We start from the raw sequence: 19,520 nt of genomic DNA on the forward strand, positions 1-19,520 counted from the left end.
TGCGGATGCTGTTCGCGGCCGGTCGAGATCACCTGTGCGCAGAAGTATTACAGGCTGCGGGCGATGATCTCCTTCATGATCTCGTTGGTGCCCGCGTAGATCAGCTGGACGCGGTTGTCGACCCACATGCGCGCGATCGGGTACTCGTTCATGTAGCCGTAGCCGCCGAACAACTGCAGGCAGGTGTCGGCGATCTGCATCGCGCGGTCGGTGGTCCACCACTTCGCCATGGCGACGGTGGGGATGTCGAGTTCACCGCGGATGTGCTTCTCGACGCAGTCGTCGATGAACACGCGCGCGATGCGGGCCTCGGTGGCGACCTCGGCCAGCTTGAACTTGGTGTTCTGGAAACCGAACACCGGGCGGCCGAACGCCTCGCGCTCCTTGGTGTAGCGCAGGGTGTGGTCGAGGGCGACCTCCATGCCCGCGACCGCGCCGAGCGAGACGATCAGGCGCTCCTGCGGGAGCTGCTGCATCAGCTGGACGAAGCCCTGGCCCTCCTGGGTGCCGAGCAGGTTGGTCACCGGGACGCGCACGTCCTCGAAGAACAGCTCGGAGGTGTCCTGGCCCTTCTGGCCGATCTTGTCGAGCACGCGGCCGCGGCGGAAACCGGCGCGATCGGCCTCGACCAGCACCAGCGAGACGCCGGCGGCGCCCTGGGTGGGGTCGGTCTTGGCGACCAGGATGATCAGGTCGGCCTGGGCGCCGTTGGTGATGAAGGTCTTGGAACCGTTGATGACGTACTCGTCGCCGTCGCGGATCGCCTTGGCCTTGACGGCCTGCAGGTCCGAGCCGGTGCCTGGCTCGGTCATCGCGATGGCGCCGACGACCTCACCGCTGGCCATCTTGGGCAGCCACTGCTGCTTCTGCTCCTCGGTGCCGTAGGCGAGCAGGTAGTGCGCGACGATGCCGTTGTGCAGGCTGACGCCCCACGAGGTGTCCACGACGCGGGCCTGCTCCTCCATGAGCACGGCCTCGTGAGCGAAGGTGCCGCCACCGCCGCCGTACTCCTCCGGGATCGACAGACACAGCAGGCCCACTTCACCGGCCTTGTTCCACAGATCGCGGTCCACGTGGTGCTGCTCGCGGTACTTGTCGATGTTCGGCGCGAGTTCCTTGGCCATGAAGGCGCGGGCGAGGTCGCGCAGGGCGTCCAGGTCCTCGTTCATCCAGCTGGACCGGTTGGCGGCCATCGAGTCTCCTTACGGCTCGGCACAGCACTGGTCCAGGGGTGACCAGTGGTTACAGACACAGTGTGGACCACTATTGGCGGGGTGGCAATAGTGGGTCTCGGGGCGTCCCGGCGGGCCGCGGGACCGGGTCCCGGCGGTCGAGGCCACGGGTCTTGACGGGGGCGCGGAGTTGGTGTCCGATTTGTGTTGTCCGCGAGCAGTGTTCGACAACGCTTGGGCACCGATGGTGCGAAAACCTTGGCTCGGACAGCGGTCTGGGATTATCTTTCGGAGTCGGGCTACCTGCCGGTATCGCCTGCGCGTGTCGCTCGCGGCGCGCCGGTAATGGGGAGCCGTGTCAGAGCATCGGTTTCACACGGACGGGTGTATGGACTATTAATGGCGTGTGCCGTTCACACGTGTGGTCACCCGTCTGCCTTCGAGATGCCGGGGCGGTGGTCGAGCATGACCGTCGAGTCTCCCCTCGAAGACGACGTCAGCCAGCTCGCTCAGCGAGTCGAACGGGCGCGTGGGCGCCTCGCCTACCAATTCGACCCCGCCCTGACCGACGCGCTGTCGGAAGACGAGCTGCGCGCGGAGCGGGAACTCGCCGAACGCATCCGTGAACAGGATCGCGAACAGCGCTGGAAGCACACCCAAGCGATGGCGCAGGCCTCCGACCGGGCCAGGAGCACCACCGAAGCAATCGAGAAGGCCGATATGCGAGATATGCTGCTCGCCAGAAAGGCGATGGCCTCCCAGCGCCGCGAATCGAGTCCGCACGCGAAGCTGGCTTCGCTGTACCGGCACCGGTCGTGGTCACTCAAGGCACTGGCCGGCGTCGTCGGCGCCGGCATGCTGTGGTCTGCGGTGAACGTGCAGCAGAACATCGCGCCCGGCGGTCCGAGCGACCCGCTGTTCTGGTTCAGCTACCTGCTCGAGGCGATGATCAGCGTCTGCCTGATCATCATCATGGTCGGCACGAACAAGGTCGCCGAGTGGGGCGTCATCGACAACCGGCGCCAGGTTGCGCTGGCCGAGATGGCCCTGCTCGGGCTCACCGTCACCCTCAACACCTATCCCTACTTGCGCGACGGCCGCTGGTACGACGCCGCGGTGCACGCGGTCGCGCCCGTGATGATCGGTGTCGCGCTGCTCATCCACGACGCCGCCAGCGCCCGCTACGGTCTCGCCATCACCCGCGCGACCAGCCAGGTCAGGGACCTGCCCGACCCGGCCGACAACCTGCTGAGCCGCCAGGCCACCGATGGTGTCCGCCTGACCTACCAGCCGCCGATGACGGGCCAGGCCCGCGCCGAGTCGTTCGCCGCCGAGCAGGCCGCCGTCACCGCGCCGGTCAGCCGCGAACCCGCGTGGACGCCCACCGAGCCGATCGGCAACGGCAAGCCCACCGAGAAGCGCAAGCGCTTCGGCATCGGCAAGCCGTCGTCGTCGGAGAAGGCCTCGGCCAAGAAGGCCGCGCCGCAGCCGCCCGTCGTGCCCGAGCCTGCCGCCGAGGCCGCCAAGCCCGAGCCGTCGACGAAGTCCACCGATTCGGTCCCCTCGGCGCGCAAGAGCACCATCTCCGACATCGAGGCTCGCGTCGAGAAGGCCTTCGCCGAGGCCAACTTCGGCTACGAGGCGATCGAACCGGTCAATGTGTACGACACCGGGCAGTTCCGCATCGCCGAGAGCCTGGAACAGGAGCTCAACGCCATGCGGGAGGCCCGTCGCCAGGCCCGCAAGGAGCGCGCGGGGTCCTGACCTCGGCTAACCAAGCCGCTGATTCGTGCTCGTCGAGCATGGGTCGGCGGCTGTCGTGCTGCGAACGGGCGTTCGGTCGTGCCGCGGCCACCGTGGTGATCCGCGGAGGTGCGGTGCCGTCGCGGCGGCGCACATCCGTCGGCCCGGCCCAGCCCGGCGGGTCAGCCGAACAGGCTGCCGCCGGTGCCCGCCTGGTGGCCGCCGCCGGTGCCGCCGATGAGACCGCCCGGGGGCAGCTCCGACGGTTGCACGATGACGAAGCCGCGGCCGGTGAACGAGAGCGTGCTCGCCTCGCCGGTGCTGCGGCCCATCAGCCTGCCGAGGCCGAACGAGTCGTTGCGCTTGATGCCGGTCTGCAGGCTCGACGACCAGGCGACGGCGGCGTTCGGGTCGGCGAAGGTGGCCTGGTCGACGGTGAGCACCACCGGGGTGCCGTGGGTGGTGATGGCGATGCGGCCGCGGCCGGTGAACACGCAGTTGAACAGGCCGGCGTTGGAGGCGTAGCCGGCGGCGCCCTGCACGCGGCCGATGTCGTAGCGCAGGGTGGAGTCGAACGCGAGGACGTTGGCGCCGTTGATGGTGAGGCCGTCGGTGCCGTCGAGATCGATGATGTGCACGTCGGCAGCGCTGTTGGCCAGGAACAGGTCGCCGCGCCCGGTCACCTTCATCAGCGGCACGCCCTCACCGGTGAGGTGCTGGCGGATCGCCCGGCCGATGCCACCGGAGCCGAGGGCCTGGAACTGCAGGTCACCCTGGTAGGCCACCATCGAGCCGGAACGGGCCATCACCTCACCGTTGAGGCCCACTTTGACCATCTTGCCGCCCTGTTTCTGGATACCGAGGCCGGTGACCTCGGCGTGCGAGGGATCGAACAGGTCGCTGTGCACGGACTGGGCTCCTTGCTGGGATGCGAACGAAGGGTAGGGCTGCTGAGCGGGTCCGCCGGGCTGCTGTCCGTAACCGGGCTGACCCGTGGGCGGCGGGAAGGCAGGGGCGCCTGCGGGTGGGTAGGGATGAGCCGGCGGCTGCCCCGGCGGTGGGGCGAACTGGCCGGGCTGACCGGCGGGCACGGTCGGCGCGCCCACACCCTGCTGCGGGTATCCGGCAGTGGCCGCCGGGGCTCCGCCCGGACTGCTCTGTGCGGCGGGTGTTTCGGGTTCGTCGTCGAGGTTCACCCCGTAGGCCGACGCGATGCCCGCCAGCCCGTCGTCGTAGCCCTGACCGATCGCACGAACCTTCCACGCAGCGTTGCGGCGGTAGATCTCCACACACACCACACCGCTCTCGGTGGTGAGCCCCGGGATCGGGAAAGTCAGTGCGGTGGCACCGGATCCGATGGTGGCGGTGAGCTGGCCGACGGAGGCGAAGGTGGCGGGCCCGCGGCCGTCGAGGCTGGCGGTGACGACCACCTTGTCCACGTCGGCGGGCAACGCGGAGGTCCGCACCTGCACCACGTCCGGCCCGCCGTTGCCGTGGCGGTACACCACACCCGGGCCGGTCGGCTGGTTGAAGAACACGAAGTCGTCGTCGGAGCGCACGACTCCGGCGCTGTTCAGCAACAGCGCCGAGACGTCGACCGAGGCCGAGCTCGCCACGGTGACCGTCAGCTCGTCACCGGGCGCGGGCCGGTTCTCGCCGGGGGCCAGCGCGGTCACGCGACCACCCCCGTGGTCTGGGTGGTTTGTCCGATTCGCAATCGTTCCACGGCCTCGATAGTGCCGTGTGCGCCGCCGCCGCGCCAACCGCCCCTGTCAGCCCGCCGTGGCGCTCCTGTCCGGGAACGGGCCCGCATCGGCGGTCGCGCGCTCGATCAGCACGAACGGGATGGTGACCAGTGCCAAGCCGGCACCGATCCACGGAACCGCGGTGATCTGCGCACCGGAGTTCAGGACGACACCGGCGATGACGGGAACGAGACCGATGCCCAGCTGGAAGGCCGACACCGTGGTCGCGCCTGCCAGGGTGGGCGCACCCGCGGCGATGGTGAACACGCGACCGTAGATCGCGGGGTTGACCACGAACCCGGCGATGCCGAGCAGCAAGACCAGCGGAACGACAGCCACGGCATGTCCGGCGGTGATCGCGATCAGAGCCGAACACAGAGCGATCCCCGCCGACCCCGCGATCAGCGCCAGATAGGGCCGCTGGTCGGAGATCCGGCCACCGATCGCCAAGCCGAGGTACGCGCCGACACCGAACAGCACCAGGATCGGCGCGAGCCAGGCATCGGCAATCCCGGTGACGGTGGTCAGCAGTTCGGCGAGATAGTTGAACGTGATCATGTAGGCCGCCGTGCTCAGCAGCGTGGCGGCGAGGACGAGCCACAGCCGCGGCTGCCGCAGCGCGGCGAGCTCACGGTCGAGACGGGGTTCCGCGCCCGCGGTGGTCGGCGGCATCAGCACGGCGACAGCGGCGGCAGCCAGGACTGTGAGGACGACCACCAGCCAGAAACCGCCCTGCCACCCCGTGCGATAACCGATGAACGTTCCGGCGGGTCCGCCGAGGATCATCGCCAGGCTGAGGCCGCTGATCACCACGCCCGAGGCGCGGGCCGCACGGTCGCCCGGCACCAGGCCGACGGCCGTCACCGCCGCGACCGCGAAGAACCCCGCGTAGGCGAGGCCGGCCACGAAGCGGGTGATCAGCAGCGCGCCGTAGCTGCCGATGATCAGGCCGACGGCGATGGCGGCGGCGAAGACCACCTGGGTCACGACGAGTGCGGTCCGCCGCGGCCAACGCAGGCTGACCACCGCGAACGGCGGCCCGCCGAGGACGACACCGATCGCGAACGCGGTGATCAGCCCACCGACGGTGGCCAGGCCGACCTCGATATCGGTGGCCACCGCGGGCAGTACCCCGGCGAGGAGGAACTCCGCGCTCCCCATGGCGAACAGGCTGAAGGCCAGCAGATATACCCCGGCAGGCAGGAAGCGCTCCCGGCTGCGTGGCGGCAATGTCGACGTTGAACTCATAGTTCGCAGCGTGCTTTTCGCGGCATGGAACGGCAACGAATCGTTGCCGAAACAGGAACACTCCCGTGTACTGGATCGGTGCCGAACCATCCCGCCATCGACGCGACCCTGAGCCAGATCGGTCTTCGCATCCGGAGACTCCGGGAGCGCAAGGACCTCTCGCTCGCGGACCTGAGCCGGCTCACCGACATCTCCAAGAGCACCCTGTCCCGGCTCGAATCCGGCCAGCGCAAGCCGAGTTTGGAGTTGCTGCTGCCGATCGCGGCCGCCCTGGCGGTGCCGATCGACGAGATCGTGGCCGCGCCCCGCATCGTCGACCCGCGGCTGCCACAGAAACCGCGGCACACCGGCGGCCGCGTCATCGTTCCGCTGTCGAAGACGCAGGGCGAACCGAAGGCCTACAAGCTGATCATCCCCGAGACCGAGTCCGAGCCGTTCCCGCGCACGCACGCCGGCTACGAATGGCTCTACGTCCTCAGCGGGCGACTCCGGCTCATCCTCGGCGAGTACGACGTCGTCCTCGGGCCGGGTGAGGTCGCCGAGTTCGACACCGAGCACCCGCACTGGTTCGGGTCCACCGGACGTGGGAGCGTCGAAGTGCTCAGTCTGTTCGGCGGGCAGGGCGAGCGAATCCACATCAAGGCCAGGTCCGCCCCGGCCCGGCCGGGTGGACTCTAAGGGTTTCTCGAGGAAACCCGTGACCGCCGCACAGGGCCGCCCGATCGCATTACGCTGCGGTTATGAGCACTGCGGTCCATGGATTCACCGACGACGCGCTCGGCGCGCTGGACGCCGTGGGGGTCGCCGCGGCGCTGCGCGCGGGGGAGGTGAGCAGGGCCGAGGTGATCGAGGCCGCTGTCGCGCGGACCCGCCGGGTCGACCCGAGCCTGGACGCGGTGCAGCTGAGCTGCTTCGAGCGGGCCGCGGCTACGCCGGAGACCGCGGGCGTGTTCGCCGGTGTGCCGGCGTTCGTCAAGGACAACACCGATATCGCCGGCCTGCCCAGCTGCCACGGTTCGGCGGCGTTCACGCCGCGGCCCGCCACCGCGACCGGCGGTCCCGGCGCGCAGTTCCTGCATTCGGGCGTGGTCGTGATCGGCAAGTCGACGCTGCCGGAGTTCGGGCTCACCGCCAGCACCGAGTTCACCGATCGCGCGCCGACCCGCAATCCGTGGAATCCGGAGTATTCGGCGGGCGCGTCGTCGGGTGGCTCGGCGGCGCTGGTCGCGGCCGGGGTGGTGCCGATCGCGCACGCCAACGACGGCGGCGGCTCGATCCGGATTCCGGCCGCGGCCAACGGCCTGGTCGGGTTGAAACCCACCCGCAACCGGCTGCTCGACCAGCCGGGCACCCGCCGGCTGCCGGTGCACCTGGTCACCGAGGGAGTGCTGACCCGGTCGGTGCGCGATACCGCGCACTATCTGGCCGCGGTCGAGCAGTTCCGCGCGAATCCGAAGCTGGCGCCGATCGGCCTGGTCGAGGGGCCGAGCGCGCGGCGGTTGCGGATCGGGCTGATCACCGAGGACGTCCTCGGCCGCCCGGTCCACGCCGACAATGCCGCCGTGCTGGCCTCGGCCGCACAGATTCTCGGTGGCCTCGGTCATGAGATCGTCGAGATGCGACTGGACGTGGAACCGCGGTTCATCGACGATTTCAAGCGGTACTGGGCGGTGATGGCCGCGGCGATGACGCTGTCGTTCCGGCTGGGCCACCGCGACCATTTCGACCCGAGCAAGCTCGACCCCTTCACCAAGGGCCTGATCGGGCTGGCCACGCGCAATCCGCTCGGTGCGGCCGCGGCGACGTGGCGGTTGCGGTCGGGACCGGCCACCTACGACAAGCATTTCGCCGAGGTCGACGTGCTGCTCACCCCGGTGCTCTCGCATCCGGCGCCGCGGATCGGCGAGCTGGCGCCCGGCCAGCCGTTCGACGCGTTGTTCACGAAACTGGTCGACTACGTGGGCTTCACGCCGCTCAACAATGTGGGCGGCGGACCGGCGGTGTCGCTGCCGCACGGTCTGCTGCCGCACGGCCTGCCCGGCTCGATCCAGCTCGCCGGGCGCCGTGGTGACGAACGGACCCTGCTCGACCTGGCCTTTCAGCTGGAAGCGTCGAGCCCGTTCCCGCGCATCGTCGACCGCACGGCCGCCGAGGGCGCGGCCTGATCAGCTCTGGCGCACCGCGACATTGATCGGGCGCAGCCTGCCTGGGCTGGCGGTGCCCGCCTCGAATGCCCAGTGCTCGCCGTGCCAGTCGGGGAAGTCGGTGTGCCAGCGACCGACCAGGCGCGGGTCCTCCAGCGAGGCGATGACGCCGGCCGAACCGGTGTACTGCAGGCGCTCGTACTTATGCCGGGTGACGGTGTCGACCGAGGCGACGGTGGCGAGGGGAGACATGGCGATCCTCCGGGATCGAGAAAATGGTGGCTGACGTGACGAGGCGCTCCCGGGTCGATGGCCCGGATGCCGCGGTGGCGCGTCACCGCTCGATGCCGAGTATGCCGCGCGCAGCGACACTACGCGTACTCTTTTGAAAATCCTGTACTTCGGATTAACGGTTACTCGTCATCGGACGGTAAAGATCACCAAGACGGGCGCACCCGGCCCGGCGTGACGACCCGGGCGATGGCATTTCTGACCTGGTTGAACGTCGTGGTGCCGAGGGCGTCGTTCCAGCGTGCGGCAAATTCGGCGGCCGCCGCGTCGGCGGCCCTGGTGCAGGCCCAGCCGCGTTCGGTGAGGGTGATCAGCCGGGCGCGCGCATCGCGCGGATGCGGATTGCGGTCGGCGTAGCCCTTGGTGACCAGTTCGTCGACCAGCTGGCTGGCCGCCTGCTTGGTGACGCCGAGATGTTCGGCGATCTCGCCGACGGTCGCGCCGTCGGGCGCCATCCGGACGAAGGCGAAGCCGTGGGCCGGGCGCACATCGATGAAGCCCGCCGCGGTGACCCCGTCCTGGATCGCTTGGCTCACCTCGGCGGCCGCTGCCAGCAGCAACAGGGGTAGATCGCCTGCGGGCGGGGGGTTCTCGGGCACGACAGTCATTCTGGCACTTGACGTAGTAGTCAATCTACTTGACTATATAGACAAGCAAATTGACTTTCTGTAGGAGGCGCACATGCCGGTCATCCACTCCGGAGACGCTCAGGTCCACGAGATCCACAACGCCAGGTTCACCTCGCTCATCCGCCCCGGCACCGGCAGCGCCGAGCTCTGTGTCTGGCAGACCGAGGTCGCGGCCGATTCGGTGGGCGTGTCGCACCGAATCCTGGGGGAGGAGGCCTTCGTCCTGCTGTCCGGCGAGGTGACGATGACGATCGATGGCGAGTCGGCGCCGATGAAACCGGGTGACGCGGCCGTCGCGCCCGCCGGTTCGACGATCGCGATCGCCAATGCGACGGCGGCGCCCGCGGTACTGCTCGTCACGGTCCGGGTCGGCTTCTCCGCCGAACTGCCCGACGGCTCTACTTTTGTTCCGCCCTGGGCGTCCTGAACCGTCTTGACGCCTGTTCTTATCATCGAACTTGAAAGTTTGGTCGCCCGAACAATACAATTCTGGAATGAAGGTTGGGTTCCACCGGTCGCCGGGGGCGTCGCGGCGCCGGGTTGTCGCGGCGTGTGTTCTGAGTGTCATGGCGTTCGCGCTCACCGCCTGCGGTGGTGCCGCGACCGAGGACGACGGCAAGAAGGTGGTGCTCACCACCTTCACCGTGCTCGCCGATATGGCGCGCAATGTCGCGGGGGAGCATCTGCGGGTCGAGTCGATCACCAAGGTCGGCGCCGAGATCCACGGATACGAACCGACGCCCGGCGACATCAAGAAGGCGGCCGAGGCCGATCTGATCCTGGACAACGGGCTCAACCTGGAAGCCTGGTTCGCCCAGTTCGTCGCCGACCTCGATGTGCCGCACGCGGTGGTCAGCGAGGGCGTCACCCCGATGGACATCGGTGAGGACGCCTACCGGGGCAAGCCGAATCCGCATGCCTGGATGTCGCCGGTGAACGCGCAGATCTATGTCGACAACATGGTCCGCGCGTTCACCGACCTCGATCCCGAGCACGCCGAGGCCTACCGCGCCAACGGCGCCGCCTACAAGACCCAGCTCGGTGCCGTCCGCGACGACCTGGTCGCCGCGGTGAACACGTTGCCCGCCGGTCAGCGGGCCCTGGTGACCTGCGAGGGCGCGTTCTCCTACCTCGCCCGCGACACGGGTCTCACCGAGAAGTACGTCTGGCCGGTCAACGCCGAACAGCAGGCGACGCCGCAGCAGATCGGCTCGGTCATCGACTTCGTGCGCCAGCGCGGGGTGCCCGCGGTGTTCTGCGAGTCGACCGTCTCCGACGCGCCGATGCAGCGCGTGGTCGAGGCCACCGGCGCACGCTACGGCGGCACCCTCTATGTCGACTCCCTCTCGGAGGCGGACGGCCCGGTGCCGACCTATCTGCAGCTGATCCGCCATGACGCGAACATCATCGCGACAGCCCTCGCCGGAGCCCCGAAATGACCACCGCGCCCGTCGTCGAGATCCAGGACGTCACCGTCCGCTACGGTGACGTGCTCGCGCTCGACAATGTCGAACTGACCCTGAAGTCCGGCCGGGTCTGCGGCCTGATCGGGATGAACGGCTCGGGCAAGTCGACGCTGTTCAAGACCATCATGGGCCTGGTCACCCCGGACCGCGGCCGGGTGCTCATCAACGGCAGTCCACCCGCCGCGGCGCGCAAGGCGGGCAGCCTCGGCTACGTGCCGCAATCGGAGGACGTGGACTGGAGCTTCCCGCTGTCGGTGCGCGATGTCGTGATGACGGGCCGCTACGGGAAGATGGGTTTCACCCGGCGCGCGAGCAAGGCCGATCGCACCGCCGTCGCCGACGCGCTGGCCCGCGTCGATCTCACCGACCTCGCCGATCGCCAGATCGGCCAGCTCTCCGGCGGCCAGAAGAAGCGGACCTTCGTGGCGCGCGGCATCGCCCAGGAGGCGACGATCCTGCTGCTCGACGAGCCGTTCGCCGGCGTCGACAAGCGCTCGGAGGCGACCATCACCGCGCTGCTGCGCGAACTCGCCGCCGACGGCGCGACCATCCTGGTCTCCACGCACGATCTGCACGCGCTCCCGCAACTGGCCGACGAGGCGGTGCTGCTGAACCGCCGTGTGCTCGAGCACGGCGACCCCGAAGTGGTATTGCGGCCGGAAAACCTGGCCAAGGCCTTCGGGCTCGATGTGGACGAGTGAGGAAATACTGATGAGCCTCGAAGAATTCTTCCTCGACCCGCTGCGCTACGAGTTCATGGTGCGCGCGCTCGCGACGACCGTCACCGCGGCCGTGGTGTGCGCGGTGCTGTCGTGCTGGCTGGTGCTGATCGGCTGGTCGCTGATGGGCGACGCGGTCTCGCACGCGGTGCTGCCCGGCGTGGTGCTGGCCTACATCGTCGGCTGGCCGTTCGCGGTCGGCGCGGTGATCTTCGGTTTCCTCGCGGTCGCGCTGATCGGCGTCGTCCGCGACACCAGCCGGGTGAAAGAGGACGCCGCCATCGGCATCGTGTTCACGACCCTGTTCGCGTTCGGTCTGGTCCTGGTGTCGGTGACGCCGAGCCAAACCGACCTCAACCACATCGTGTTCGGCAATCTGCTCGGCGTGAGCCGCGGCGAGATGATTCAGATCATGATCCTGGCCGCGATCGTGCTGACGGCCCTCGTGCTCAAGCGCCGCGACTTCACCCTCTACGCCTTCGACGCCACCCATGCCCACGCCATCGGCCTGAACCCGCGGATCCTCGGCACGGCGCTGCTCGGCTTGCTCGCCCTCACCTCGGTGGTGGCGCTGCAGGCCGTCGGTGTGGTGCTGGTCGTCGCCATGCTGATCATCCCGGGCGCGACGGCCTACCTGCTCACCGATCGCTTCAGCCGCATGCTCGTCATCGCCCCGACGGTGTCGGTCGTGTGCGCGGTGACCGGCCTCTACCTCAGCTACCACCTCGACACCGCCGCGGGCGGCATGGTCGTGGTGACCCAGGGCGTCGCGTTCGCGCTGGTCTACCTGTTCGCGCCCCGGCACGGCATCATCGGCCGCCGGGTGACCGCCGCCCGTGCCAGGGCGAGCGCGAAGGTCGCCGTCGGAAGCTGAATTCGGCGAATCCGCCGCGATGCGACGATCCGCGACGCACGATGTCACCTGGAACGTGTTTCAGTCGCGGGAAAGGTCGTCGTTCGATGTTCGGTCTCGGGGTGCTCGATACCGCCGCACTCTCGCTGGATTCGCCCGACGGGCGGCCGCGGGAAGTCCGGCGGGCACAGCAGCTGGCGGTGTGGCAGGCCATCTACTGCACCGGTGTCGCGGTCGCGATGATTCCGGCGGCGGCGCTGCTGCCGTCGGATTCGGTGCTGCTGCGGTACGTGGGATTCGCCTACGTGACCGCGGCCGCGGCGCTGGTGCTCGCGCTGCTCACGCTCGCGTTCACCGCGCGCTCCCGCTACGCGCACGCGCTCGGCTGGTACGCGGCCGCGCTGGTGATCCTGGCCGGTGCGTTCGGTGTTCTCACCCTGCCCGCGGTCGTGGTGTCGGTGGCGGTGATCGTGCTGCTCGACCGCCCGGCGTCCAAGGCCTGGTTCGAGGTCGACGAGTCCCCGGAACCCCTCGCCTTCCGCGAGCGCGTCACGCGGATTCCGGCGTGGGCCCGTCCCGTCGCAGGTCCGATCGGCGCCGGCTGGAAGGCCCTGCTGGCCGAGCGGTAGGCGAGCGGCCTGACCCGGATTCGTGTCGGGGCGGGCTGGCAGGATGTTCCCCATGAAGGTCACTGGGGAGGACGTCCGTGCGTTTGTCCTGTCGCTACCGGAGACGGTGGAGCAATTCGCCTGGGGCATGCCGATTTTCAAGGTCGCGGGCAAGCTGTTCCTGACCCTGCCCGAGGAGGAGACCTCGATGGCGGTGCGCTGCCCGATCGTCGACCGCGACGAGCTGGTGGTCGCCGAGCCGGACAAGTTCTGGATCGCCGCGCACGAGGCGGGCAACCCCTGGGTCCGGGTCCGGCTCGCCGCCCTGGACGATCGCGCCGAATTGGAGGCGATCGTCACCGACTCGTGGCGGCTGGCCGCACCGCGGGCCCTGCTCGAGGACGCCGATCAGTAGCCGGGGGCTCAGGCGACCGGCGTGATGGTGGCCTCGATGGACTGGATGGCGTCGGCGGGGATGACGAAGGTCTCGACGATCTCGACGGTGGTCAGGCGCACGCCCGCGATGCCGGTGTCGAGCAGGTAGCGCGTGGTAACGGTGTCACCGGATTCGGACATGGTGAGGTCGCGGACCGCCTGGATCACCCGGTACTGCAGCCCGTTCTCCAGATCCGCGGTCAGCTGCGGACCGGAGTAGCCGGTCTGGAATCCGACTTCGACTCTGGTGGCGTCGGGGGTGAAGGGCACCGCGCTCGCGTCGTGGGAGACCAGGGCATCGATATAGGCACGGGCGATGGCCTCGCGCGCAGTGTCCGCCGGATTCGGTGCTGCCACAGCGGTTGCCGTGCCGAGCGCCAGGAAGGCGGTCGCCAGAGCTGAAACATGGGTGATTCGCATGCAGAGATGCTGGCGGTCCGGGCGGGTGAGCGCAACCGGTGCGGCCCAGGGACGCGACGACGCCGACCGGTAGGCTCGGAGCTCCTATGGCACTCAGCGCAACTCTGCATCATTTCGCCGTCCAACTCGCCGACGTCGACCGCGGCGTCTACGAGGACCTCGAGCTGCGGGTCGCCCGCCACCCCTCCGAAACCCTCGAGTACATGCTGACCCGCATCCTCGCGTACTGCCTGCAGTACGAGGAGGGCATCGTCTTCAGCGAGGGCGGCATCTCGGCCACCGACGAGCCCGCCGTGCAGATCCGCGATCTCACCGGCCGGGTCACCGCCTGGATCGAGGTCGGCGCGCCCGATGCCGAGCGGGTGCACCGGGGCAGCAAGCTCGCCGGCCGCGCCGCGGTCTACACCCACCGCGACCCGGCGAAGGTGCTGGCCCAGTACGCGGGCAAGAAGATTCACCGGGCCGAGGACATCCCGCTCTACAGCGTCGACCGTGCCTTCATCGATGCGGCCGTCGCGCTGATCGACCGCCGCAATACCGCGACCCTCTCGGTTACCGAGGGTGTGCTCTACCTGGACCTCAACGGGACGAGCCTGCGCGGGGAGATCACCGAGCATCGGCTCGGGCAGGCCTGAGATCGATCCGGCCCCCGCCGCAGGCCGGGTGCCGTACCGTCGGGTCGAGTCGTCGATCAGGAGGATGCCGTGCCGAGCGTGATGAGCCGGATCGTCGTACCCGCCTACCTGCGGATCACCAGGGCGAACCGGAACTACGTCAGCGCCGAGGCCGCGCGCGAACACGTGCGGCGGCTCGGTGCCGCGCCCCTGCCCTACGCGCCGCCGAAGCGGCTGCGCGGGGTCGTGGTGTCGAAGAGCGAGGACCGCGGCTGGCCGGTTTACACCCTCACCCCGGCGTCGGGTCCGTCGCGCGGCGGGCTCGTGTACGCGCACGGCGGCGGCTGGGTCGGCGAAATCGCCCCGCAGCATTGGCATCTCGCGGCCCGGCTGGCCGCCCAGTTGCGGCTCACCGTGACGGTGCCGATCTATCCGCTGATCCCGTTCGGCACTGCGGCACAGGTGATTCCGCGCTTCGCCGAGATTGTCACCGATAGTCACGCGCGGTACGGCCCGACCTTCCTCGCCGGTGATTCGGCGGGCGGCCAGATCGCGCTGTCGACCGCGCTGCATCTGCGCGACACCGCGGGCACGACAGTGCCACGGACAGTGCTGATCTCGCCCGCACTCGACCTCACCCTGGAGAATCCGCTGATCACGGACCTGCTCCCGCGCGACCCGTGGCTCGGCCGCGAGGGCGGACTCGTCTTCGGCGAGATGTGGAGCGGCGACCTGCCGATGAAGGACCCGATGGTGAGCCCGCTCTTCGGCGACTTCACCGGCCTCGGCCCCCTCACCGTCTTCACCGGAACCGAGGACATCCTCAACCCCGACGCACACCTCCTGCTCGGCAAGGTCCGTGCCGCGGGCGTCGACATCGATTTCCACGAAGGACACGGCCTGGTCCATGTCTATCCGCTCACCCCGAGCCGCGAAGGCCAGGCGGCCAGGCGGCACATCGTCGAGACCCTGCGCACCGACCTGCGCCGGGCGGGCGGCTAGCGCTGGGCCAGGTGGTGGTTGAGCAGGATGGTCAGCTGGGTGACCGCCTGGTCGAACGGGTGGGGTGACTTGAGGGCCCGGCTGTGGACGATGGTGCCCTCGATGGTGGTGAGCAGGAAGCCGGCGAGGGAGACGGCGGCGGAGCGTTCGATGCCGGTGGCGACGATGCCGTCGGCGAGGCGGGCGGTCCATTCGGCGAAGGCCTGTCCCGCGATCGACTGGACGGCAGGGTCGAGCTCGTCGAGGGCTGCGGCCATCATGAACGAGCCCGCGCTGTAGTCGGTCTGTTCGAGTGGGGTGCGCCAGAAGGCGAGCAGATCGGTGAGCCACTGCTGCACCGACGGCGCGGTCGGCAAGGCGTCGGCCATCGCGCTCACATGCGAGTACACCAGGCGGGACACGATCCGGGCCGCCGTCTGCACCAATTCGCCCTTGCCCGAAGGGAAGTGCTGATACAGCGAGTTGCGTGAGGTGTTGCTGCGCTTGAGCAGTTCACTCAGCGCGGCCGCGTGGACGCCGTGCTGCTGGACGGTGCTGATGGTGTGCTCGATCAGTCGGGTGCGCGGTCCGGCTGCCATCCGATCTCCTCCAAACCCTTGATTGAACCGATCGGTCCATGTTAGACCTATTCCAACGTGAACCGATCGGTTCATACGGAGAGGATGCCATGCCCACCCCCATCGCCACCGTCGTTCCGGTCACCCATACGGGAATTCTCGGCCTCGGCGTCTATCGCCCGCGCCGGGTCGTGCCCAATGCCGAGATCGTCGAGGCCATCGACTCCTCCGACGAGTGGATCAAGACCCGTTCGGGGATCGCCGCCCGGCACTGGGCCGAGCCCGACGAGACCATCGTCGGGATGAGTGTCGCGGCCGCGCGTGACGCGCTGACCGCGGCTGGAGTGGCGGCCGAGCAGGTGGATGTGGTCGTCCTCGCGACGTCGTCGCAGATGGTCCTCGGCCCGTCGGCAGGCGCCGTCGTCGCCACCGAACTCGGCATGGACGACACCGCCGCCTACGACATCTCCGCCGGGTGCGCCGGCTTCTGCTACGCGCTGGCCGACGCGGCGAACCTGGTGCGCTCCGGCCAGGCGCGCAACGTGCTGGTGATCGGCGTGGAGCGGCTCTCCGACCTGCTCGACACCACCGACCGCAGCTGCGCGTTCATCTTCGCCGACGGCGCGGGCGCGGTGATCGTCGGCGCGGCGGAGCAGGAGGGGATCGGCCCGGTCGCCTGGGGTTCGGACGGCAGCCGCACCTCGGCGATCAAGCAGGACAAGGACTTTCTCGAATACTTCGCCGAGGTCGCCGCCGCCGAGGCGAGCGGCGGCACGTCGGTGCGGCCCTACATCCGGATGAACGGAACCGAGGTGTTCCGCTGGGCCGTCACGTTCCTGGAGAAGGCCTGCCGCAACGCGCTGGACCGCGCGGGCATCGCCGCGCAGGATCTCGACGCCTTCGTCCCCCATCAGGCCAACATCCGCATCACCGACGCCCTGGTGCGCACCCTCGGCCTGCCCGACACCGTCGCCGTGGCCCGCGACATCATCGAAACCGGCAACACCAGCGCCGCCTCCATCCCGATGGCCATGGAACAGCTCCTGCGCTCTGGTGCGGCGAGCCCGGGCGACACCGCCCTGCTCCTCGGCTTCGGCGCGGGCCTGGCCTACGCGGGCCAGGTAGTCCACCTGCCGCCGATCGCCTGAGTCAGGTCCGCAGGGCGCGCAGGTAGCGACGGCGGTAGAACCGCTGGGCGACAAGCAGTATCGGGAAGACCGCACGCCAGAGTCCGGCCGGTGCGGGTTTCGTGAGTGACCGCAGGGTGAGTTCGACGGTGCCGTCCGCGCGCCGGTGCACGACGAACGCCTCCTCTCCGGACACGGGGTGCCCGGTCAGGGTGCCGTAGGCGAAGCCGCACCGGTCGGCGGTGTCGACCACCGCCACCACGCGCACGGGCTCGCGCACCGAGACCGGTCCGCATCCGGCGGTGACCCGGTAGTCGGCGTCGGTCGTCGCGGGCGCATCAGGGGCGACGCGAAAGCCGCTGCGGCGCTTGACACCCCAGTGCAGCACCGCCTCCTTGGCGGCCGCCCAGACGTGCTCGCCATGGCCGATCACCACCGATGTCTCGAACCGCCGGAACCCGGGCGGGCGCGCGATCCAGATCTCGTCGGCGGGACTGGTCGCGCCCGCCGGTCCGTAGGTCAAGGCCTGCATGACGACGACGATAGAGCGCCGACGGGTCCGGCGCCGCCTGCCGGAAACTCACGCAGCGGGTTGCCCGGCTGCCGCCCTGGTGTGCAGCGCCCGGTGGTCGCTGACCGGCACGGCATACGCGGCACCGTCGCGGATACCGAATTCGAACCGGCAGGGAAACAGCGAGGGTAGTCCTGTCGCTCGCAGATCGAAGTTCGCCGCGAGGGTCTGCATCGCCCAGCCCTGCAAGGAATCCGGTAGTCGCAAGGTGGTGCCGTCCACGCAGGACACATAGGCCTGCGTCCGCTCACCGTTCACCGGGAGTGGGTTGCGCAGACCGACCGCGCCGATTTCCAGAATCCGGCCGGCGGTGTGGGAAGAAGCGACGCTCGGCAAATCCAACTCGATGTCGTCCATGCGGGAAACGCTATCGCAGCAACCATTCAGGGAACACGGAAATCGCGCCGAATCGACCCTCTTGGAAACCCTCGTTGACACGGGCCTTTCGCGCGCGGACACGGAAGAATGGTCGGCATCATGAGTCTGCGCACAGTTCTCGATGCCAGGGCGCTCAATCGCGCCACCCTCGCCCGGCAATTCCTGCTCGACCGCGCCGACATCCCGGTGCTCGACGCCGTCGCGCACCTGTGCGGGGTGCAGGCGCAGGAACCGCAGGAGCCGTTCCTCGGGCTCTGGTCGCGGGTCGCCGGGTTCGATCCGGCCGACCTCGACCACCTGCTGACCGGGCGCCAGGTGGTCCGCGCCCATCTCATGCGCCGGACCGTGCACCTGGTCACCGCCGCCGACGCGCTCGCCTGGCGGGGCAGACACGACGCGATGCTGCGGCAGCGGGTGCTCACCACTTACAAGCACGAGCTCGCCGGTGTCGACCTCGACGAGCTCGCCGCAGCCGCGCGTGCCGTGCTGGCCGACGGCGAACCGCGCTCGATGGGGGAGATCGCGCGGGCGCTCGCCGACCGCTGGCCCACACCTGGCACCCGGGCGCTGGGGGAGCTGGTGATCGCGGCGCTCGTGCCGACGGTGCAGTTGCCACCGCGCGGACTGTGGAAGGTGAAAGCCGGTGTGCGCAATGCCCCGGTCGGCCAGTGGCTCGGTCGCGAGGTCGACCCGCTCGCCCCGCCGGGTTCCGACCCCGTCGGCGCGGATCTGGTCCGGCGCTACCTGGCCGCGTTCGGACCCGCCGCCTCGGCCGATCTGCGCGCATGGTGCGGCCTGACCGGTCTGCCCGCCGCGGTGGCCGCGGTCCGCGACGAACTGATCACCTTCCGCGACGAACGGGGCAGGGAACTGCTCGACCTGCCCGACGCCCCGCGCCCCGACCCGGAAACCCCTGCCCCGCCCCGATTCCTGCCCGCCTTCGACAACGCCATCCTCGGCTATCACGACCGGAGCCGGATCATCGACGACGCGGACCGCGGCCTGTCCGTCGCGGGCGCCCGCGTGGTCCTGGTGGACGGCCGCGTCGCCGCGACCTGGACTGTCGCGGACGACATCGTCGCCGTGGCCCCGCTGCGCGACCTCACCCGCACGGAGCGCCGCGCGGTCACCGACGAGGGTCAGCGCATGGCGATGTTCTTGTCCGGCAACGACACCGACCGCGTCCAGGTTCTCTGATCGGCGCCGCGTCGATGGCTACTGGATGGCGAATCGCAGCAGCGCCTGCCGGTCGCCCTGCTTGATCTTGCCCTTGCGGTCGAGCACCTCGAGCTGCCAGACCGGGCCGTTACGGAAGGCCCGCGCGATCGCGTTGGCGTTCTCCTGGCCGAGCAGTGACGGCCAGATGTCGGCGACCGGCTGACTGTCGGCGCCGGTCGCGTCGTAGATCTTGAACGAGACGTTGTTGGCCTTCTCGAACGAGGAGCCCTTCTTGAACGCGGCGGCGACGAACACGATGGCGTCGATGCTCGACGGGACGTCGGCGAAGACCACGTGCACGGTCTCGTCGTCGCCCGAAGCCGCGCCGGTCTGTTCGTCACCGGTGTGCACCACCGCGCCGTTGCCGAGCGGGTTCAGCGAATCCAGGCCGGCGAAACGGACGGGCTCGCCGCCCTGCAGGAGCACGGCGATCAGGTCCAGGTCGACACCGCGCTTGCGCCGCGCCATCCCGAGCAGGCCCCCGCTGGAGCCGGCCGACGGGTCCCAGCTCACCCCCACGCTCATCTTGGTGATGCCGGCGAGGTCGGCCGCGCCGTCTTCCTTCTTCAGCGTAATCACG

23 protein-coding genes are annotated in these 19,520 nt (G+C 69.4%); 13 read left to right on the forward strand and 10 right to left on the reverse strand.

The features are described 5' to 3' along the window. Positions 1–47 precede the first annotated feature (47 nt). Positions 48–1,193 carry an acyl-CoA dehydrogenase family protein gene (locus tag ACFVAV_RS31175; RefSeq protein ID WP_379039166.1) on the reverse strand — a complete coding sequence of 382 codons (1,146 nt, stop codon included), beginning with the start codon at positions 1,191–1,193 and terminating at the stop codon, positions 48–50. 444 nt (positions 1,194–1,637) lie between these two features. Between ACFVAV_RS31175 and ACFVAV_RS31180 the strand changes: the two genes are divergently transcribed. Continuing rightward, a complete protein-coding gene (locus tag ACFVAV_RS31180) occupies positions 1,638–2,936 on the forward strand; it encodes a hypothetical protein (RefSeq protein ID WP_379039167.1) in 1,299 nt (432 codons plus the stop codon). A gap of 161 nt (positions 2,937–3,097) precedes the next feature. Here the strand turns inward: ACFVAV_RS31180 and ACFVAV_RS31185 are convergent, their stop codons facing one another. Both ACFVAV_RS31185 and ACFVAV_RS31190 read right to left on the reverse strand, forming a co-directional pair. After that, the gene (locus tag ACFVAV_RS31185) at positions 3,098–4,591 is read right to left on the reverse strand and encodes an AIM24 family protein (RefSeq protein WP_379039168.1); all 1,494 of its coding nucleotides are present in this window, start codon (positions 4,589–4,591) and stop codon (positions 3,098–3,100) included. Between the two features lie 96 nt (positions 4,592–4,687). After that, positions 4,688–5,908: an MFS transporter gene (locus tag ACFVAV_RS31190; protein WP_379039169.1), complete on the reverse strand. Its 1,221-nt coding sequence runs from the start codon at positions 5,906–5,908 to the stop codon at positions 4,688–4,690. Between the two features lie 78 nt (positions 5,909–5,986). On the opposite strand from ACFVAV_RS31190, the gene ACFVAV_RS31195 reads away from it, so the two are divergent. Together ACFVAV_RS31195 and ACFVAV_RS31200 are read left to right on the forward strand one after the other, a co-directional pair. Next, the gene (locus tag ACFVAV_RS31195; protein ID WP_379039170.1) at positions 5,987–6,586 is read left to right on the forward strand and encodes a helix-turn-helix domain-containing protein; all 600 of its coding nucleotides are present in this window, start codon (positions 5,987–5,989) and stop codon (positions 6,584–6,586) included. Between the two features lie 62 nt (positions 6,587–6,648). Next, the gene (locus tag ACFVAV_RS31200; protein WP_379039171.1) at positions 6,649–8,073 is read left to right on the forward strand and encodes an amidase; all 1,425 of its coding nucleotides are present in this window, start codon (positions 6,649–6,651) and stop codon (positions 8,071–8,073) included. Here ACFVAV_RS31200 and ACFVAV_RS31205 read toward each other — a convergent pair whose 3' ends face one another. After that, the gene (locus ACFVAV_RS31205) at positions 8,074–8,304 is read right to left on the reverse strand and encodes a hypothetical protein (protein ID WP_379039172.1); all 231 of its coding nucleotides are present in this window, start codon (positions 8,302–8,304) and stop codon (positions 8,074–8,076) included. 185 nt (positions 8,305–8,489) lie between these two features. After that, complete coding sequence (locus ACFVAV_RS31210; protein ID WP_379039173.1) at positions 8,490–8,951, reverse strand: MarR family winged helix-turn-helix transcriptional regulator; 462 nt, start codon at positions 8,949–8,951, stop codon at positions 8,490–8,492. A 73-nt stretch (positions 8,952–9,024) separates the two neighbouring features. Between ACFVAV_RS31210 and ACFVAV_RS31215 the strand changes: the two genes are divergently transcribed. The 6 genes from ACFVAV_RS31215 (at position 9,025) to ACFVAV_RS31240 (ending at position 13,033) form a co-directional block, all read left to right on the forward strand. Then, on the forward strand, positions 9,025–9,399 hold the full coding sequence (locus ACFVAV_RS31215; RefSeq protein ID WP_379039174.1) for a cupin domain-containing protein: 375 nt from the start codon (positions 9,025–9,027) through the stop codon (positions 9,397–9,399). 67 nt (positions 9,400–9,466) lie between these two features. Further along, entirely contained in the window at positions 9,467–10,411 is a 945-nt protein-coding gene (locus tag ACFVAV_RS31220; RefSeq protein WP_379039175.1) for a metal ABC transporter substrate-binding protein, read from the forward strand. Beyond that, entirely contained in the window at positions 10,408–11,139 is a 732-nt protein-coding gene (locus ACFVAV_RS31225) for a metal ABC transporter ATP-binding protein (RefSeq protein ID WP_379039176.1), read from the forward strand. The genes ACFVAV_RS31220 and ACFVAV_RS31225 overlap by 4 nt, the downstream gene beginning before the upstream one ends. Positions 11,140–11,149: 10 nt before the next feature. Next, positions 11,150–12,031, forward strand: coding sequence for a metal ABC transporter permease (locus ACFVAV_RS31230; protein WP_379039177.1), 882 nt, complete (start codon positions 11,150–11,152; stop codon positions 12,029–12,031). 86 nt (positions 12,032–12,117) lie between these two features. Further along, complete coding sequence (locus ACFVAV_RS31235) at positions 12,118–12,639, forward strand: hypothetical protein (RefSeq protein WP_379039178.1); 522 nt, start codon at positions 12,118–12,120, stop codon at positions 12,637–12,639. A gap of 52 nt (positions 12,640–12,691) precedes the next feature. After that, the gene (locus ACFVAV_RS31240; RefSeq protein WP_189032660.1) at positions 12,692–13,033 is read left to right on the forward strand and encodes an MmcQ/YjbR family DNA-binding protein; all 342 of its coding nucleotides are present in this window, start codon (positions 12,692–12,694) and stop codon (positions 13,031–13,033) included. Between the two features lie 8 nt (positions 13,034–13,041). Here the strand turns inward: ACFVAV_RS31240 and ACFVAV_RS31245 are convergent, their stop codons facing one another. Continuing rightward, a complete protein-coding gene (locus tag ACFVAV_RS31245) occupies positions 13,042–13,473 on the reverse strand; it encodes a hypothetical protein (RefSeq protein WP_379039179.1) in 432 nt (143 codons plus the stop codon). Positions 13,474–13,559: 86 nt separating this feature from the next. Between ACFVAV_RS31245 and ACFVAV_RS31250 the strand changes: the two genes are divergently transcribed. Further along, positions 13,560–14,108 carry a YaeQ family protein gene (locus ACFVAV_RS31250; RefSeq protein WP_379039180.1) on the forward strand — a complete coding sequence of 183 codons (549 nt, stop codon included), beginning with the start codon at positions 13,560–13,562 and terminating at the stop codon, positions 14,106–14,108. A gap of 69 nt (positions 14,109–14,177) precedes the next feature. Then, positions 14,178–15,089, forward strand: coding sequence for an alpha/beta hydrolase fold domain-containing protein (locus ACFVAV_RS31255; protein ID WP_379039181.1), 912 nt, complete (start codon positions 14,178–14,180; stop codon positions 15,087–15,089). Here the strand turns inward: ACFVAV_RS31255 and ACFVAV_RS31260 are convergent. Then, a complete protein-coding gene (locus tag ACFVAV_RS31260) occupies positions 15,086–15,667 on the reverse strand; it encodes a TetR/AcrR family transcriptional regulator (RefSeq protein ID WP_379039182.1) in 582 nt (193 codons plus the stop codon). The two genes, ACFVAV_RS31255 and ACFVAV_RS31260, sit on opposite strands and share 4 nt — an antisense overlap. Positions 15,668–15,756: 89 nt before the next feature. On the opposite strand from ACFVAV_RS31260, the gene ACFVAV_RS31265 reads away from it, so the two are divergent. Then, entirely contained in the window at positions 15,757–16,794 is a 1,038-nt protein-coding gene (locus tag ACFVAV_RS31265; RefSeq protein ID WP_379039183.1) for a beta-ketoacyl-ACP synthase III, read from the forward strand. Between the two features lies 1 nt (position 16,795). On the opposite strand, the gene ACFVAV_RS31270 is transcribed toward ACFVAV_RS31265, so the two are convergent. Then, positions 16,796–17,305: a DUF1990 family protein gene (locus ACFVAV_RS31270; RefSeq protein ID WP_379039184.1), complete on the reverse strand. Its 510-nt coding sequence runs from the start codon at positions 17,303–17,305 to the stop codon at positions 16,796–16,798. A gap of 48 nt (positions 17,306–17,353) precedes the next feature. Further along, complete coding sequence (locus ACFVAV_RS31275) at positions 17,354–17,701, reverse strand: hypothetical protein (protein WP_379039185.1); 348 nt, start codon at positions 17,699–17,701, stop codon at positions 17,354–17,356. 120 nt (positions 17,702–17,821) lie between these two features. Between ACFVAV_RS31275 and ACFVAV_RS31280 the strand changes: the two genes are divergently transcribed. Continuing rightward, positions 17,822–18,919, forward strand: coding sequence for a winged helix DNA-binding domain-containing protein (locus ACFVAV_RS31280; protein WP_379039186.1), 1,098 nt, complete (start codon positions 17,822–17,824; stop codon positions 18,917–18,919). Between the two features lie 18 nt (positions 18,920–18,937). Here ACFVAV_RS31280 and ACFVAV_RS31285 read toward each other — a convergent pair whose 3' ends face one another. Further along, positions 18,938–19,519 (reverse strand): TerD family protein, encoded by a 582-nt coding sequence (locus ACFVAV_RS31285; RefSeq protein WP_379039187.1) that lies wholly within the window; start codon positions 19,517–19,519, stop codon positions 18,938–18,940. Between the last annotated feature and the right edge of the window lies 1 nt (position 19,520).

Origin of the sequence: Nocardia sp. NPDC057663 (assembly GCF_042799895.1) — a bacterium.
Lineage (GTDB): Bacteria > Actinomycetota > Actinomycetes > Mycobacteriales > Mycobacteriaceae > Nocardia.